The 16231-nt window shown below is 62.5% G+C and carries 13 protein-coding genes; all 13 read right to left on the reverse strand.

The window, feature by feature from the left end; translation table 11 throughout:
- Positions 1-26: 26 nt before the first annotated feature.
- The 13 genes from cysS to rplI all read right to left on the reverse strand — a co-directional run bounded on the left by cysS (position 27) and on the right by rplI (position 16217).
- Positions 27-1412, reverse strand: coding sequence for a cysteine--tRNA ligase (gene cysS, locus ABK249_RS10480; RefSeq protein ID WP_348862827.1), 1386 nt, complete (start codon positions 1410-1412; stop codon positions 27-29).
- 308 nt (positions 1413-1720) lie between these two features.
- Entirely contained in the window at positions 1721-2098 is a 378-nt protein-coding gene (locus tag ABK249_RS10485; RefSeq protein ID WP_348862828.1) for a hypothetical protein, read from the reverse strand.
- Positions 2099-2216: 118 nt separating this feature from the next.
- On the reverse strand, positions 2217-2792 hold the full coding sequence (locus tag ABK249_RS10490) for a DedA family protein (protein WP_037150486.1): 576 nt from the start codon (positions 2790-2792) through the stop codon (positions 2217-2219).
- A gap of 101 nt (positions 2793-2893) precedes the next feature.
- Positions 2894-3634, reverse strand: a complete 741-nt coding sequence (locus ABK249_RS10495) for an SDR family NAD(P)-dependent oxidoreductase (RefSeq protein ID WP_037150488.1) — start codon at positions 3632-3634, stop codon at positions 2894-2896.
- A gap of 94 nt (positions 3635-3728) precedes the next feature.
- Positions 3729-5231 (reverse strand): amidophosphoribosyltransferase, encoded by a 1503-nt coding sequence (purF, locus tag ABK249_RS10500; protein ID WP_037150490.1) that lies wholly within the window; start codon positions 5229-5231, stop codon positions 3729-3731.
- 151 nt (positions 5232-5382) lie between these two features.
- A complete protein-coding gene (locus ABK249_RS10505) occupies positions 5383-5970 on the reverse strand; it encodes a CvpA family protein (RefSeq protein ID WP_227702356.1) in 588 nt (195 codons plus the stop codon).
- A gap of 83 nt (positions 5971-6053) precedes the next feature.
- The gene (radA, locus tag ABK249_RS10510) at positions 6054-7457 is read right to left on the reverse strand and encodes a DNA repair protein RadA (protein WP_037150494.1); all 1404 of its coding nucleotides are present in this window, start codon (positions 7455-7457) and stop codon (positions 6054-6056) included.
- A 107-nt stretch (positions 7458-7564) separates the two neighbouring features.
- Positions 7565-8725 carry an alanine racemase gene (alr, locus tag ABK249_RS10515; RefSeq protein WP_348862830.1) on the reverse strand — a complete coding sequence of 387 codons (1161 nt, stop codon included), beginning with the start codon at positions 8723-8725 and terminating at the stop codon, positions 7565-7567.
- 196 nt (positions 8726-8921) lie between these two features.
- Entirely contained in the window at positions 8922-10328 is a 1407-nt protein-coding gene (locus ABK249_RS10520) for an adenylate/guanylate cyclase domain-containing protein (RefSeq protein WP_348862831.1), read from the reverse strand.
- A 237-nt stretch (positions 10329-10565) separates the two neighbouring features.
- Entirely contained in the window at positions 10566-12068 is a 1503-nt protein-coding gene (locus tag ABK249_RS10525) for a replicative DNA helicase (protein ID WP_037150500.1), read from the reverse strand.
- Positions 12069-12286: 218 nt separating this feature from the next.
- Positions 12287-14338, reverse strand: coding sequence for a TRAP transporter permease (locus ABK249_RS10530; protein WP_348862832.1), 2052 nt, complete (start codon positions 14336-14338; stop codon positions 12287-12289).
- Positions 14339-14436: 98 nt separating this feature from the next.
- Positions 14437-15420, reverse strand: a complete 984-nt coding sequence (locus ABK249_RS10535; protein WP_415926434.1) for a TAXI family TRAP transporter solute-binding subunit — start codon at positions 15418-15420, stop codon at positions 14437-14439.
- A gap of 218 nt (positions 15421-15638) precedes the next feature.
- A complete protein-coding gene (rplI, locus tag ABK249_RS10540) occupies positions 15639-16217 on the reverse strand; it encodes a 50S ribosomal protein L9 (RefSeq protein WP_037150506.1) in 579 nt (192 codons plus the stop codon).
- Positions 16218-16231 lie beyond the last annotated feature (14 nt).

The following is a 16231-nucleotide window of genomic DNA, read 5'->3' on the forward strand; positions in this document are numbered from 1 at the left end:
GGGGATATACCGCAAGGGCGCCCATCCTACCGCTTCACCTCCCATTTGGTCATCCGTTCGCCGGTCGCGGGGTCCTTGCCGTCCTTGAGCTGGATACCCTCGGCGGAAAGCGTGTCACGGATCTTGTCGGCTTCGGCAAAATTCTTCGCCTTGAGGAGTTCGAGACGCGCCTTGACGCGCCGGTCGATCTCGGCGGCGACGGCCTCGTCGATTTCCATCTTCTGCGGCAACACGCCGAGAAGGGCGGCGCTCGCCGCGAAGACGGGCAGCAGCGCCTTGTCGGCGTTGGCGTCCTGCGCCAGTCCATGCAGCGCCTGCACGGCAGCGACCGTGTTGAGGTCGTCCGCCAGCGCCTCCAGCACGACGTCGGCAGGGGCTGCATCCGAAGGGTCGGCCGCCGGCCATTTGGCGATGAGGCGCTCGGCTTCCTCCAGCCGCTTCACCGAAAAGTCGATCGGTTCGCGGTAGTGCGTCATCAGCATGGCGAGCCGGAGCACATCGCCCGGCCATTGCCGACCGCCGAAGGTTTCGGTGTGCAGGAGATCGTAGATGGTGATGAAATTGCCTTCCGACTTCGACATCTTGCGGCCTTCGACCTGCACGAAGCCGTTATGCATCCAGACATTCGCCATCACATCCGTACCGTGGGCGCAGCGCGACTGGGCGATCTCGTTCTCGTGGTGCGGGAAGATGAGGTCGAGCCCGCCGCCATGGATGTCGAACACCTTGCCGAGATAACGCTGGCTCATCGCCGAGCACTCGATATGCCAACCCGGCCGGCCGCGGCCCCAGAGGCTCTCCCAGCCGGGTTCGTTGTGGGAAGAGAGCTTCCAGAGGACGAAATCGCCGGGATTCTTCTTGTGCGCATCGACGGCGACACGGGCGCCGGCCTGCTGCTCGTCGAGCGGGCGCTTGGAAAGCTGGCCGTAGTCGCGCATCGATTTCGTGTCGAACAGCACTTCGCCGGCCGCCACATAGGCATGGCCGCGGGCGATCAGTTGCTCGATGATCTCGATCATCTGGGAAATATTGTCCGTGGCGCGCGGCTCGACGGTGGGCATGAGGCAGCCGAGTGCAGCCACATCCTCGTGATACTGCGTCTCGGTCCGTTCGGTGACGGCGCGGATCGCCTCGTTGAGCGGCAGGCCGGGATGGTCGCGCAGCGCCCGGGCATTGATCTTGTCGTCCACGTCGGTGATGTTGCGAGCATAGGTGACGTGGTTTTCGCCGTAGACGTGGCGCAACAGCCGGAAGAGCACGTCGAAGACGATTGCAGGGCGCGCATTGCCGATATGGGCGTAGTCGTAGACCGTCGGGCCGCAGACATACACGCGTACGTTCTGCGGATCGATCGGCGAAAACTCCGCCTTCTCGCGGGTCAGCGTATTGTAGAGCTTGAGCGTGACGCTCATCAAAAAATCTCCCAAAGCAAGCGGCCGGCAGAGCGGGATGCCGAAAAGTGTATGCGGTTTTCGGCCGACATCCCGCTCCGATCATTCGATAGGGAGCCGGATGATTTCGGGTTGAGACAACAAGAAATCATCCGGCTCCGGCCGGGTCGTTTGTCTTCAAGGCTTTTCGAGAGACGAAAACGGCCGGGCCAGCGGATGCGCTAGCGAATAATGATCCCGCAAATGGAAATCGCCGTTTTCATGTACGAGGTTATGGCGCGGGCGGGAACTTTGGTCAAGAGGCCTTGCCCGCGCCACGGGCGAATGCGTCAGGCTTTGTGGCCGATACCGTTCTTGAAGACGATAACCAGGAAGATCAGCATCGAGATGACGGTGAGGATCGAGCCGGTCGCGGCCAGCGCCTCGCCGCCGGTGGAGACCGCGATCGCAATGCCGGGCACCAGACAGAGAACGCCGAGCACGGCGAAACCGAGATGGGCCTTCGACAGCATCGTGCCGGCGGCATTCGGCGTTACAGTGTAATAGAGGCCGAAGAGGCCGAGCGTCGTCCAGCCGACGAGATTCAGGTGTGCATGTGCCGGCGCCATCGTGTGATTGTGCGAGATCGACATCTGGATGCCCCAGAACATGCCGACGGTGACGCACAGCACCGCCGCGCCGAAGAAATAGAATGCGATATTTTTCATGCGATATCCCCCAAAGGCGTGATTCCTGCGTCCCACCGCAGGCGCCGCAGCATAGCGGAAATCAAGCAAGCGGAATACGGGGGGCGTGTGGTGGCATAAACCCGTGGGCAATATGGCTTCACGCGCGCCTGGAAGGGCGCGTGAGGTATTTCTTCGTCAGGATGGCAGTCGCGGCGATCAATACGGCAACGGCCGCGAGCGCGATCAACAGATGGATGTGGAGGTGCAGCCGGCCGAAAACGGCTTCGACGACGTTGCCGAGAAGAAAGCCGATTGCGGTGATGACCGTGCCCCAGATACTTGCGGCGACCAGGTTGAGCGCCAGAAACCGCAGTGCCGATACGGAGGAAAGGCCGATCGCGACCGGACTGATGATCCGGATCCCGTAGATGAAGCGGAAGGACAGGATGAAGCCGGTCGGATAGGTTTCCAGAAGGCGGGTGACGCGCCGCATCATGTCGGAGGCGGTGAATGTCTGGACGAAGCGAAGCCTGCTCGCGTATCGTCCGGCGAGGAAGAAGAACTGGTCGGCGACGAAAGAACCGAGCGATGCGGCCACCGCCGCCTGCCAGTACGGCATCAGGTGGCGATGCGCGAAGATTCCGCCGAGGAATGCGACCGTCTCACCCTCGGCTCCCGCTCCGACGAAGACCGCGAGCGCTCCGTATTGCGTGATGAATTCTTCAAGCGACAATGGAGGAAGCGTCCCAGTACCCAATCGATGTCGCGCAAATTAGGTCCCCCGCTTCGAAGCTGCAAGCAGGAATGGTCCCTGCTCGCGATGGTTAGACCGTCTCACTCCGGCGACTTGAAATCCACGAACCGGTTCTCGCGCACCACGAACAGCCGGCCGCTCTCCTTCATGTCGGGGGAGGCGAGGAAGAGGATTTTCTCGGCAACTTCGGAAGGATGCGGCAGCGTTTCGGGATCCTCCCCCGGTACCGCCTGGGCGCGCATCGCCGTGCGGGTGGCGCCGGGATTGACGAGATTGACCTTGAGCGGTGTATGCGCGGTCTCCTCAGCCCAGATGCGGCCCATGTTTTCGACCGCTGCCTTGGACATCGCATAGGCGCCCCAGAAGGCGCGGGGATTGCTGGCGACACCCGACGACAGGAGAATGGCGCGGCCCGCATCGGATTTGACGAGCAGCGGCTCGACCGAGCGGATCAGCCGCCAGGTGGCCGTCACGTTGGTGGTCATCACCTTTTCGAACACCTTGGCCTCGATATGGCCGAGCGGCGAGATGACGCCGAGGATGCCGGCATTCGCGACGAGGATGTCGAGCTTACCCCAGCGCTCGAAGATCGAAGCACCGAGCCGGTCGATCGCCGCCATATCGGTAAGGTCGAACGGGACGAGGGTGGCTGTGCCGCCGACCGCCTTGATCGCATCGTCGAGTTCCTCCAGCCCACCGACGGTGCGCGCGGTGGCGATCACATGCGCGCCGGCCTTTGCGAGCGCGAGCGCCGTGAAATAGCCGATGCCCCGCGACGCGCCGGTGACCAGCGCGATCCTGTTCTTCAAATCGATGTTCATCTGTTCACCTCACGGTCTCGCGGCATAAGAAGAAGGCTGCGTTGCCGCAGCCTTCTAAAGCGTTTGCCACTGAATGCAAACCGGTCCGTTTGCCTCAGCCGTTGCTGGCGAGAACCGAAACCTTGCGACCCATCGTCTCGCCATCCTTGTCGAGCAGGCGGGTGGGATAGGCGCCGGTGAAGTAATGATCGGTGAATTGCGGGCGTGCATCGTTGCGGTCCTCGCCGCCGACGGCGCGGTAGAGGCCGTTGATCGACAGGAACTCGAGCGAATCCGCGCCGATATATCGGCACATGGCGTCCAGGTTGTCGTATTGGTTGGCGAGAAGCTTTTCCCGGTCCGGCGTGTCGATGCCGTAGAAATCCGGGTAGTAGATCATCGGGCTCGCGACGCGGAAGTGTACTTCCCTGGCGCCCGCATCGCGGATCATCTGGACGATCTTCAACGAGGTCGTGCCGCGCACGATCGAATCGTCGACCAGCACGACGCGCTTGCCCTCGATCATCGCACGGTTCGCGGAATGCTTGAGCTTGACGCCGAAGGCGCGGATCTGCTGTGTCGGCTCGATGAAGGTGCGGCCGACATAGTGGTTGCGGATGATGCCGTATTCGAACGGAATGCCGCTTTCCTGCGCATAGCCGAGCGCCGCCGGCGTGCCGCCGTCCGGTACCGGCACCACGACGTCCGCTTCGACCGGCGCCTCCTTGGCGAGGTTGATGCCCATGTTCTTGCGCGCGACGTAGACGCTGCGGCCGCCAACGACCGAGTCGGGACGGGCGAAATAGACGTATTCGAAAAGGCAGAGGCGTTCCGGCTGTCCGTTGCCGGCCTTGCGGGCGTCGATGGTGATCGAGCCGTCCGGCTGGACTTCGCAGATGATGACCTCGCCGTTTTCCACGTCGCGGACGAATTTGGCGCCGATGATGTCGAGTGCGCAGGTTTCGGAAGCGAAGATCGGCTTGCCGTCGAGCTCGCCCATGACGAGCGGGCGGATGCCGATCGGATCGCGCGCCGCGATCAGCTTGGTCCGGGTCATCGCGACCATTGCGTAACCGCCTTCCATCTGGCGGATCGCATCGATGAAGCGGTCTGCCGTCGAGGTGTAGCGTGAGCGGGCGATGAGGTGGAGCACCACTTCAGTGTCGGAGGTCGACTGACAGATGGCGCCGCCGGCGATCAATTGCCGGCGCAGGGTCAGCCCGTTGGTGAAATTGCCGTTATGGGCGATCGCGATGCCGCCGACTTCGAGCTCGGCGAAAAGCGGCTGAACGTTGCGGAGCGCCACCTCGCCGGTCGTCGAATAGCGGTTGTGGCCGATGGCGATATTGCCGGGCAGGCGGGCAAGCGTGACTGGATCGGTGTAGTGGTCCCCGACAAGCCCCATGCGGCGTTCCGAATGAAAGCGCAGGCCGTCGAAGGAGACGATGCCGGCCGCCTCCTGGCCGCGATGCTGAAGCGCGTGCAGGCCGAGCGCCGTCAGCGTCGCCGCTTCGGGATGGCCCAGGATGCCGAAAACGCCGCATTCTTCGCGAAGCGTATCGCCATCCCATTCATGGACGCTTTTTTCGTCAAACGTCTCGGAAACCGGCTCGCTCATCTTGGCCCCTTATCCTTCGGACAACCGTCCCTGTCGGAAAAATGGAAAGGCCGGCCGGGGAAAACCTCCCCGGAACCCAGCCCGCTCTCACCTGAATTCGAATGTTACCACAAATGGTGATGTTTTGCGCTGCATCAAGCGCAACAAAGCGTCAATTATTTGTCGCAGGCGCATCCTCTGCCGGCGGCTGGTCCTGTCCGGCGGCGCCCTCGGCGGGCGCTGCCTCGCGGCCCAGGATGCGTGCGCGGATCTGCGGCTCGATATCGTCGGGCAGCACGGCTTCGAGGCGCGCGACGAGCGTGTCGAGGAAAGGCTTAGATTTCGCCTGCGTGACCCAGGCCGGCTGCGCATTCGCGGCCACGAGCCAGTTCCAGAAAGCGACGGCGACGACGAGCAGCAGGATGCCGCGGGCGGCCCCGAAGAGGAAGCCCAGCGTCCGATCCAGCGCGCCGACGCGGCTGTCGATGATGAAATCGGCGATGCGGGTCGTGATGAACGAGATGACGATCAGCGCGATCAGGAAGATGATGCCGGCGGACGCGGCAATCGCGATGCGGTCATCCGCGGTATAGTTCTTCGCGTAGGGGAGAAGCAGCGGATAGAGGTAATAGGCCGCCGCGACGGATCCCACCCAGCTTGCGATCGACAGCACCTCCCGCGAAAAGCCGCGAACCATGGCGAGCACGGCGGAAAACAGCGTCACGCCGATGACGATACCGTCGAAAATCGTAATGGGCATATATTACTCCAAGACTTGCCGGATTATGCCGGCGCCCCGCCTCAAGGCAGCCGTCATACAACAGCGGACCTGTTAACGGAAGATCAATCATCTTCCGGTGCTTGCCGTAACCTTGCCGATGAGCCTGCGATGCGTGCCACCAGGTCCGGCAGGTCGTCGATCTCGGTCCAGCGACCGCCCGTACCTTTCGGCACTTCGGCGGATGCTGCCGGCAGCATGGCCCCGGCAAAACCAAGTTTCTCAGCCTCCTTAAGGCGTTGCGCCGTTTGTGAAACCGGTCGCACCGCCCCTGAGAGGCTGATTTCGCCGAAATAGACGCAATCGGCGGGCAGGGCAAGACCGGCAAGCGAGGAGACCAGTGCAGAGGCGACGGCAAGGTCGGCCGCCGGCTCGGAGATGCGGTAGCCGCCTGCCACGTTCAGATACACATCATGCTGGCCGAGCTTCACGCCGCAATGGGCCTCCAGCACGGCGAGAATCATCGAAAGCCTGGACGAATCCCAGCCGACCACCGCACGGCGCGGTGTTCCGAGCGAGGTCGGCGCCACCAGCGCCTGCACCTCGACAAGCACGGGTCGCGTCCCTTCCATGCCGGCGAAGACAGCCGCGCCCGGCGCCTTTGCATTGCGTTCGCCGAGGAAGAGTTCGGACGGATTGGAGACTTCGCGCAAGCCCTTGTCGGACATTTCGAAGACGCCGATCTCGTCGGTTGGGCCGAATCGGTTCTTGACGGTCCGCAGGATGCGGTAGTGATGGCCGCGGTCGCCCTCGAAATAGAGGACGGCATCGACCATGTGCTCGACGACGCGCGGGCCGGCGATCTGGCCTTCCTTGGTGACGTGCCCGACGAGAACCATGGCCGCACCCGTCTGCTTGGCGAAGCGGATCATCGCCTGCACGCCGGTGCGCACCTGGGTGACGGTGCCCGGTGCCGAATCAGCGGTGTCGCTCCAGAGCGTCTGGATCGAATCGATGATGACGAGATCGGGCCGCTTGCCCTCGGAAATGGTGGCGAGGATGTCCTCGACATTGGTTTCGGCGGCGAGCAGCACTTCGGTATTGGCGGCATCCAGCCTCTGAGCGCGAAGCCGCACCTGCGCCACGGCCTCCTCGCCCGAAACATAGATGATGCGATGCCCGCGGCGGGAGAGGGCCGCCGCCGCCTGCATCAGCAGCGTCGACTTGCCGATGCCGGGATCACCGCCGATAAGCACGGCCGAACCGCGCACGAAACCGCCGCCGGTCGCCCGGTCGAGTTCGGAAATGCCGGTATGGATGCGCGGCGCCTGTTCGGTCTCCCCGGAAAGCGTGGTGAGTGCCACCGCACGGCCCTTCTTCGGTGCGCGGCCGGGACCGCCGCCGATGCCGCCCATCGGGTCTTCCTCGACGATCGTGTTCCATTCGCCGCAGCCATCGCACTTGCCGGCCCAGCGGCTGTGCACCGTGCCGCAGTTCTGGCACACGAATTGGGTCTTGGGTTTTGCCATGAAATTGAGTTGCCGTCTTCAAACACTCACAAAATCCGCCAAGAACAAAAGCGGAACATTTGTTCTTGTACTCCGGAAATATCACTGCTGGCAAGGAGGAGTGGAAACTATTCGGGATAGATATACCGCCGCTCGTAGCGCAACCCGAGGCCGGTCAGGAGTTCGTAGCCGATCGTGCCGGCGGCCCGCGCCACGTCGTCGAGAGGCATGTTGGGACCGAAAAGCTCGATATAGTCGCCGGTGCGGATATCGGATGCCGGAACATCCGTCACGTCGAAGATCGTCAGGTCCATGGTGACGCGGCCGATCACCGGCACCCTGTGACCGGCGATGAAGCCGAAGGCGCCGGAAGAGCCGCCGGTGCGGATCGGCACGCCCGAGCCGGAGAGAGAGCGGAGATAGCCGTCGGCGTAACCGGCCGAGACGATGGCAAGCCTGCTCTCGCGCGAAAGCTGATGGGTGGCGCCGTAGCTGACCGTGCCGCCCGCGGCGGCGTCGCGGACCTGGATGACCCGCGCCTCCGCCTTCACCACCGGCTTGAGCGGCATCATGCCGCCGACGGATTCGCCGCCATAAAGCGCAATGCCGGGGCGGGTGAGGTCGAAATGATATTCGGGGCCCAAGAAGATTCCGGCGGAAGCCGAAAGACTTGATTCGATGCCTTCGAAGGCGGCGCTAACCTGCTGGAACAGTTCGAGCTGCTGCCGGTTGAGGGGCGAGGCCGGGTTGTCGCCGCTGTGAAGATGCGACAGCACCAGAACCGGCGAGAAGCCTGCGGGCCGCGAGACGTCGCCTGCAAGGGCAAGCGCATCCTCGAATGAAAGGCCGAGCCGATTGAAGCCGGTATCCACCTGCAGGGCGCAGGGGTGGTCTCCATGTTCCGATACGACCGACATCCAGAAGGCAAGCTGTTCTTCGGAGGCCAGCACCGGCACGAGGTCGTTCTCGAAGAACATCTGCTCCTGGCCGGGCCAGATGCCGGAAAGCACGTAGATGCGGGCGTCCGGCGCGTAGGTGCGCAGCGTCACGCCTTCCTGGGCGACCGCGACGAAGAAGTCCCGCGCGCCGGCTTCATAAAACGCCGTGCCGCAATCCTCGATGCCGAGACCGTAGGCGTCCGCCTTGACGACAGCCGCGGTGCGCGCCCTTCCCGAGCGTCGTTGCATCTCCCGCCAGTTGTCGGAAAGCGCTGCGAGATCGACCGTCAGCCGGACGGGCGCGACGTCGAAATCGCCGGAGGGAGAAGGATCGCTGTCGAAATCGGTCATTTTACACGTCGGCCATGCTGAGGAATGTTCCTGCGATCCTATCCGTTTCGAAGGCGGGAAAAAGGCCGCCATGCGAAAAACCTTCGCACTGCACAATCTTTTAGGGCGAGAGCATCCGTATTGGCCTTGGGCAGCCACCAGGCATGAACGGACGCGGGATTCCCGTCATGCTGCTCCGATCGAGCAGATCCGGAGATCAAGACAGGGCGAAGATCTTCACTTCCTTTTCGACGCCCTGAAGTTCCTCCATTCGAAACACTGACGCAATGCCGTTGTTTCTCAAGATCTCTGAAACCTGGGCGTTTTCGACGACGGCCTCCGTGGTGAGGATCACATAGGGATCGGCAAGGCCCTGTACGCGGGAGGCGATATTGACGGTCTGGCCGAAATAGTCCTGCCGGTCGTTCAGGTTGACCGCGAGGCATGGCCCCTCATGGATACCAATTTTCAGGAGAAGGTCCTCGCGACCGTGCTCGGCATTCAGCCGAAGCATCGCTTCCCGCATCCGCAGCGCGGACGCCACCGCACGATCCGGGCTCGAGAATGTCGCCATCACGGCGTCGCCTATGGTCTTGACCACCGCTCCGGATTCCGTGGCGATGATCTCGTGAAGAACCTTGAAATGTGCTCTCACCAGATCGAAGGCGGCCAGATCTCCGACGCGCTCGTAGAGAGCGGTTGACCCCCTTAAATCGGTGAAGAGGAATGTCAGGCTGGTGATCCTGAGGCGCTGGTCGATATCAAGCGTGTCGGTCCGATAGATGTCCCGGAAGCTCTGGTTTGTCAGAAGTCGCTTGGCTGTCAGGAACGGTCGCCTGCGGCCCAGCAGGTCGTGCAGCTGCTCTCCGGCGATGCAGACATTGGGGAGCACTCTGCGGTCGGTGTGATTCTCGATCGTGAGCCGCAGTAAGCCGGGACGGAGGGTAAGCGTTTCGTTCGGTGCATAATCCCGACTGATGAACATTGAGAGGTTCTGACGTTCGTCGGTTGGCTCACCCTTCACGTCGATGAACTGCGCCGAATGTGTGACGGCATCGAAGATGATGACGAATTGCGCCGGCAGTTGGAGCGAGACGAAAGCCTTCTCGCCCGGATCCAACTCGATCATCTCCAGTAGAATGCGTGCGAAGCTCGCTTCCAGGTTCTCGGGCAGGTCGACTCCCGAGCTGAAGAATATCTGACGGTAGTATTCAAGCGGAGGCAAGCGGTCGGGCTCGTGGGCAGCAATGCGGCGCACTCTCGGGCTGACCGTGAACGTCACCTCGACCATCTCGTCGAGAGTTGGCTCATATCCGGCCGCGCAGAGCGCGCAATGGTACGTTCCCCGATCGACCGCTTTCAAGTTGGCGCCGGTTTCAAGGACGCCGCCGCATCCAGGGCAGAGGACATTCCAGGTCATCTCGAATGTGCCTATGCGCGCCGCATGGAGAAACGCCGCGATCGTTTTTTCTTCATCGAGATGATGGGTGTCGGCGAAGGCAAACACATTGATGCGGTTGAGATCGCGATCCGAGCCATGCATGACCACTTGCTCGATACACTCAACCGCCTGCGGGTCAGCCGCCTGTCGCAGGGCTGCAAAAAGCACGTCCACTTCGCTCATCGGACAAGTCTCTGGCGCGGAGGCCATGGCGGATGATGTCCGCAATGACGCATTATACCACGGGAATTCCCGTGATAGAACCTTGATGCCTGGACGCCTGCTCCCCGGGACGATCTGCTTGGGCTTCCTGCAGTTTCCCTATCCCGGCAATCCTTGCGGATGTGTCTTGGGTTGAGCTTCGGTCTGCTGGCTTTTGCTACACAATGCAGCCCAGGCGGGGTAGAGCGCCGAACCCGATCAATGCTCTTCGTACTGGGTGAAGCTCGGGTCGGCCAGATCGGCGAAGCGGGTGTATTCCGACTGGAAGGCGAGCTTGACGGTGCCGGTGGGTCCGTGGCGCTGCTTGGCGATGATGACGTCCGCCGTGCCCTTCACCTTGTCCATATGGGCTTCCCATTCCGGATATTTCGGATCGGCCGGATCGCGTGGTTCCATGTTCTTGACGTAGTATTCCTCGCGGAACACGAAGAGCACCACGTCGGCGTCCTGCTCGATCGAGCCGGATTCGCGAAGGTCGGAGAGCTGCGGGCGCTTGTCGTCACGGCTTTCGACCTGACGCGAGAGCTGCGACAGCGCGATGATCGGCACGTTCAGTTCCTTGCCGAGCGCCTTGAGGCCGGTGGTGATCTGGGTGATTTCCTGCACGCGGTTGTCGCCGGATTTTCCGGCGCCGGTCATGAGCTGGATATAGTCCACCACAAGGCAATCGAGGCCGCGCTGGCGCTTCAGGCGGCGGGCGCGGGCAGACAGCTGGGCGATCGAGATACCACCGGTCTGGTCGATGAAGAGCGGCACCTTCTGCATCATCTGGCTGCAGGCGACGAGCTTTTCGAAATCGGCCTCGGTAATGTCACCACGGCGGATTTTCGACGACGAGACTTCCGTCTGCTCGGAGATGATACGGGTTGCGAGCTGTTCGGCCGACATTTCGAGCGAATAAAAGCCGACGACGCCGCCATTCTTCGCCTTGAACGTTCCGTCCGGCATGACCTCGGGCTCGTACGCGGCGGCGATATTGTAGGCGATGTTGGTGGCGAGCGAGGTCTTGCCCATGCCGGGACGCCCAGCGAGAACGATCAAGTCTGAGCGCTGCAGCCCGCCCATCTTGGCATCGAGCGACATGATGCCGGTCGAAATGCCGGAGAGATGCCCGTCGCGCTCGAAGGCGGCACCCGCCATGTCGATCGCCAGCGCCACCGCGTCGTTGAAGGACTGGAAGCCGCCGTCGTAGCGGCCGTTCTCGGCAAGCTCGAAGAGGCGGCGCTCGGTATCCTCGATCTGCGTCTGCGGCGGCATGTCGAGCGGCGCGTCATAGGCGATGTTCACCATGTCCTCGCCGATGGTGATCAGCGCGCGCCTGAGCGCCAGATCGTAGATCGCTCGGCCGTAGTCCTCGGCATTGATGATCGACACGGCTTCGGCCGCGAGACGGGCGAGGTATTGCGCCACGGTCAAGTCGCCGACCTTCTCCTCTGCCGGCAGGAAGGTCTTGATCGTCACCGGATTGGCGGTCTTGCCCATGCGGATGATGTCGCCTGCCACCTCGAAGATCTTACGGTGCAGGGGCTCGTGGAGGTGGACGGGCTTCAGAAAATCCGAGACGCGATAATAGGCGTCGTTATTGACCAGGATCGCGCCCAAAAGCGCCTGTTCGGCTTCGATATTGTTCGGAGCTTCGCGGTAATGGGGTTCCGCATCCTTGTTGCTGAGCGCTGTCAGCTTGCGTGCGACGTCCTGCATGTCTTCCAATCATGTATTTTTTGAATCGGGCGCGATCCTACAGCACTTTGCAGACGATGGACGGGCGATCCCGGCAGAATCTTCAGAATCCATCGATCTCCACAGTCATCGCTTGAGCTTGTGGATAAAACGCACCGAACCGAACAAGATGATTTGACCGTGGCAAAACTGTTCAACCCTTTGCCACGGCCATGAAGAATAAGTCTTCTGCAGATTCGCTACAAGGCGGGTTGCATGCGATGGCCGGCGAACTGGTGAAGAAGCACGGGAACGATCAACGCCAATCCGATCAGCGACGACATTAGTTCCGGCACCACGAGAAGGACTGCCGCGATGACGAGAAGCAGCCGCTCCCAGGCTGCCGTCCTGACGAGCAGCCATCCCGAAAGCGCCGAAGCGAGGCAGGTGATGCCGAGCACACAGCCGATGAAGGCGATGAGGAAGTTGCTCCAGGTGAAATTCGCGGTGACCAGCAGCAGCGACGGAGAGAAGACGAAGACGAACGGCACCAGAACCTTGCCGAGCCCCAGCCGGAAGGCCGTGTTGCCGGTCTTGAACGGATCGGCGCCCGCCATGCCCGCCGCCGCGTAGGCCGCGAGCGCCACGGGCGGCGTGATGTCGGCAAGCACGCCGTAATAGAAGACGAAGAAATGCGCGACGATCGGCTCGACCCCGAGAAGTCCGAGCGTCGGGGCGGCGATCGTCGCCATGATGATGTAGTTCGCCGTCGTCGGGATGCCGCAGCCCATGAGGATGCAGACGACACCGGTCATGATGAGCGTGAAGAGCAGCGTCAGCGTCTGCGGCCCGAACCAGGCGGCCGGCACGAGTGTACCGACGAAGGTAGCCATCTGCGCGGCGGTCGAGGTGACGATGTAGGAGATCTTGAAGCCGACGCCGGTCAGCGTCACGACGCCGACGATGATGCCGACAGTCGCTGCGGCGGCACCGACCGCGAGCGCATATTTGGCGCCGTCGCGCAAGCCTTCGAACACTTCCGTGAAGGACATGCGCCGGCGCGGGTTGAGGAGGCCGACGGCGACGCAGAGCGTGATGCCCCAGAAGGCCGCGAGATAGGGCGTATAGCCGGAAAGCAGCACGCCGATCAGCACGACGAGCGGAATGACGGTCGGCCAGTCGCGCTTGAATGCCTCCTTGAGATCAGGCAGTTCCTCGCGCGTCATGCCGCGCAGTCCGTTGCGCTTGGCCTCGAAATGCACCTGGATCAGCACGCCGAAGAAATGCATGAAGGCCGGCACGATCGCGGCAAGAATAATGGTCGTGTAGGGCAGGTTCAGGAATTCGATCATCAGGAAGGCGGCCGCGCCCATGATCGGCGGCGTGATCTGCCCGCCCGTCGAGGATGCCGATTCCACCGCCGCCGCAAAGGTCCGCTTGTAGCCGAGCCGGATCATCGCCGGGATCGTCAGCGATCCGACCGTGACGGTATTGGCGACGGACGAGCCGGAGATCATGCCGAACAGCGCCGAGCCGAAGATCGACACCTTGGCAGGCCCGCCGGCATAACGCCCGGCGACCCAGGCGGCGCAATCGAGAAAGAGCTGGCCAAGCCCGATGCGGGTCGCGAAGACGCCGAACAGCACGAAATGGAAGACATAAGTCGCGACGACCCCGAGCGCGATGCCGTAGATGCCCTGCGTCGTGAGATAGAGATGGTTGATGAGCTGCGAGAACGTGGCGCCCGGATGCACCAGGATGCCGGGCATCGACGGTCCCCAGATGGAATAGGCCATGAAGAGAAGGGCGATGATCGGCAGCGGCCAGCCGACGGAACGGCGGGTCGCCTCCAGCAGCACCAGAACCAGGATGCCGCCGAGCACCACGTCGGTCGTCGTCGGGTTGCCGACGCGGAAGGCGAGGTCATCCAGCGGAATGAAGGGGACATGCAGCACGGCGACCACCGCGCCGACCGCCAGCGCCCAATCGATCAGCGAAATCCCCAGCGGGCGGACGAGGCTCGATTGCGCCGGCTGGTCGTATCCGCGCCGCGTGAACGGGAACACGAGGAAGATCAGCCCGAGCACAAAGGAGAGGTGGATGCCGCGATGCACGACTTCCGAAAGCAGGCCGAAACCGGCGGTATAATAGTGAAAAATGGAGAGCGTCACCAGCAGCACGCCCACCAGGCGAGCGGCCATCGGCGAGAGCGGCCGGAAGCGGATCTCCGAGTCGAACTTCTCCTCCAGTTCGCGCGCCTTCGCCTCGTCCAGTTCCAGGGGAGCAATCTTGCCCTCGTCGTCCGCCGCCATGTCGTTTTTCCCTTGATATATTTATCTTGTTCCAGACGGAAAACGGCGGTCCGCCTGCTGCCGACCGCCGCCATTCCAGTCAAGGAGAGATATCGTCCTTACTTGAGGACGCCGGCTTCCTTGTAGAAGCGCTCGGCGCCCGGATGCAGCGGAATGCCGAGGCTGGTAACGGCATTCTGCAGCGTGATCATCTTGCCCTTCGCGTGGCCGGCGTCGAGTGCAGCGCGCGTCGCATCGTTCCACATCACCTTGGTGATGTTGTAGACGAGATCGTCAGGCTGCTTGGCGCTGGTGACCCACTGGGCCGCGACCGAGATCGTCGGGGTTTCGCCGACCCCCTGATAGGTGTCTGCGGGGACGGTATCCTTCGAGAAGAACTTGTATTCCGAAAGCATCTTGTCCGCTTCCGGACCGGTGATCGGCACGAGCGAAATGCCGGCCGAGGTGGCGAGTTCGGAAATCGCTCCGGTCGGATAGCCGCCGACGAAGAAATAGGCGTCGAGGCCGCCGTCGCGCAGGCGCTCGCCGGCTGGACCGGGCTTCATGTGCTCGGCCTTGATATCGCTTTCGCTGAGGCCATAGGCTGCGAGCACGATGCGGGCATCGACGATCGTGCCCGAGCCGGGTTCGTCGATCGAGACACGCTTGCCCTTGAGATCGGCGACGGACTTGATGCCGGCGTCCTTGCGGGCGACGAGATGGATGGTTTCCGGGTAGAGCGTCGCGATCAGGCGCAGGTCCTCCACCTTGCCCTTGCCCTCGTAGAGGCCGGTGCCGCTATGGGCCCAGTAGGCGACGTCCGACTGGGAGAAGCCCGATTCCATCGAACCGCCCTGAATGGCGTTGATGTTTGCGACGGAGCCGTTGGAGGCGACGGCTGTCGCCACGAGGCCCTGGACGCCCTTGTCGCCGGCGCCCGAAATCGCGTTGGCGATGAGGCCGCCGATCGGATAGTAGGTGCCGGCCGTGCCGCCCGTGCCGATCCGGAAAAAGGCCGGTGATTGAGCTGCCGCGAAGCCGATGCCTGCAGCCGCGAGGCCGATCATGGCGCCGATCGCGAGGAGGTTCTTTCTGATGGTCATTGTTTCTCCCTTTCTCTTGTTTCGGTCACCATGAAGAAAGTCAGGCTTGCATGTCAACCACTTCCGGCTGTCGTTCACGTCTTCCTGCTTTGCGCAGGGGGCCATGACGGCCGGCATGGCTACTCATGCTGCCTGGCTTGCCGAAGTCTCGTAGAGCTTCGATAAAAAAGCCCCCGGCGTGAGCCGAGGGCCTGAGAAACCTGCGATCCGAAATGCGATCAGGCTTCTTCGCCTTCTTCGCGGTCGGCATCCGGATCGAAGAAATCTTCCGGACGCAGTGCATCCTCATCGACGCCGTAGATGGCGTCGACGGAGGTAAGGCTCTCACCCTTGGCCTGGCGCCCTGCTTCTTCCGGCGAACGGGCGACGTTCACTTCGACGGCGATCTCGACTTCCGAATGCAGGTGCAGCGTGACCTTGTGCAGGCCGATCGCCTTGATCGGGTGGTTGAGATCGAGCTGGTTGCGGCCGATGTTGAAGCCTTCGGCGGCAAGTGCATCGATGATGTCGCGGGCAGCGACAGAACCATAGAGCTGGCCGGTTTCGCCGGCGGCGCGGACGATGATGAAAGACTTGCCGTCGAGCACTTCGGCAACCTTCTGGGCTTCACCCTTGCGCTCCAGGTTGCGGGCTTCGAGCGTGGCGCGCTCGGATTCGAAACGCTTCTTGTTGGCGTCATTGGCGCGCAGCGCCTTGCCCTGCGGCAGCAGGAAGTTACGGGCGTAACCGTCGCGAACCTTCACGACTTCGCCCATCTGGCCGAGCTTCGGTACACGTTCAAGCAGGATGACTTGCATGTTTGGTTTCCTTT

Origin of the sequence: Neorhizobium phenanthreniclasticum, assembly GCF_040066075.1 — a bacterium.
Taxonomy (GTDB): Bacteria; Pseudomonadota; Alphaproteobacteria; order Rhizobiales; family Rhizobiaceae; genus Neorhizobium; species Neorhizobium petrolearium.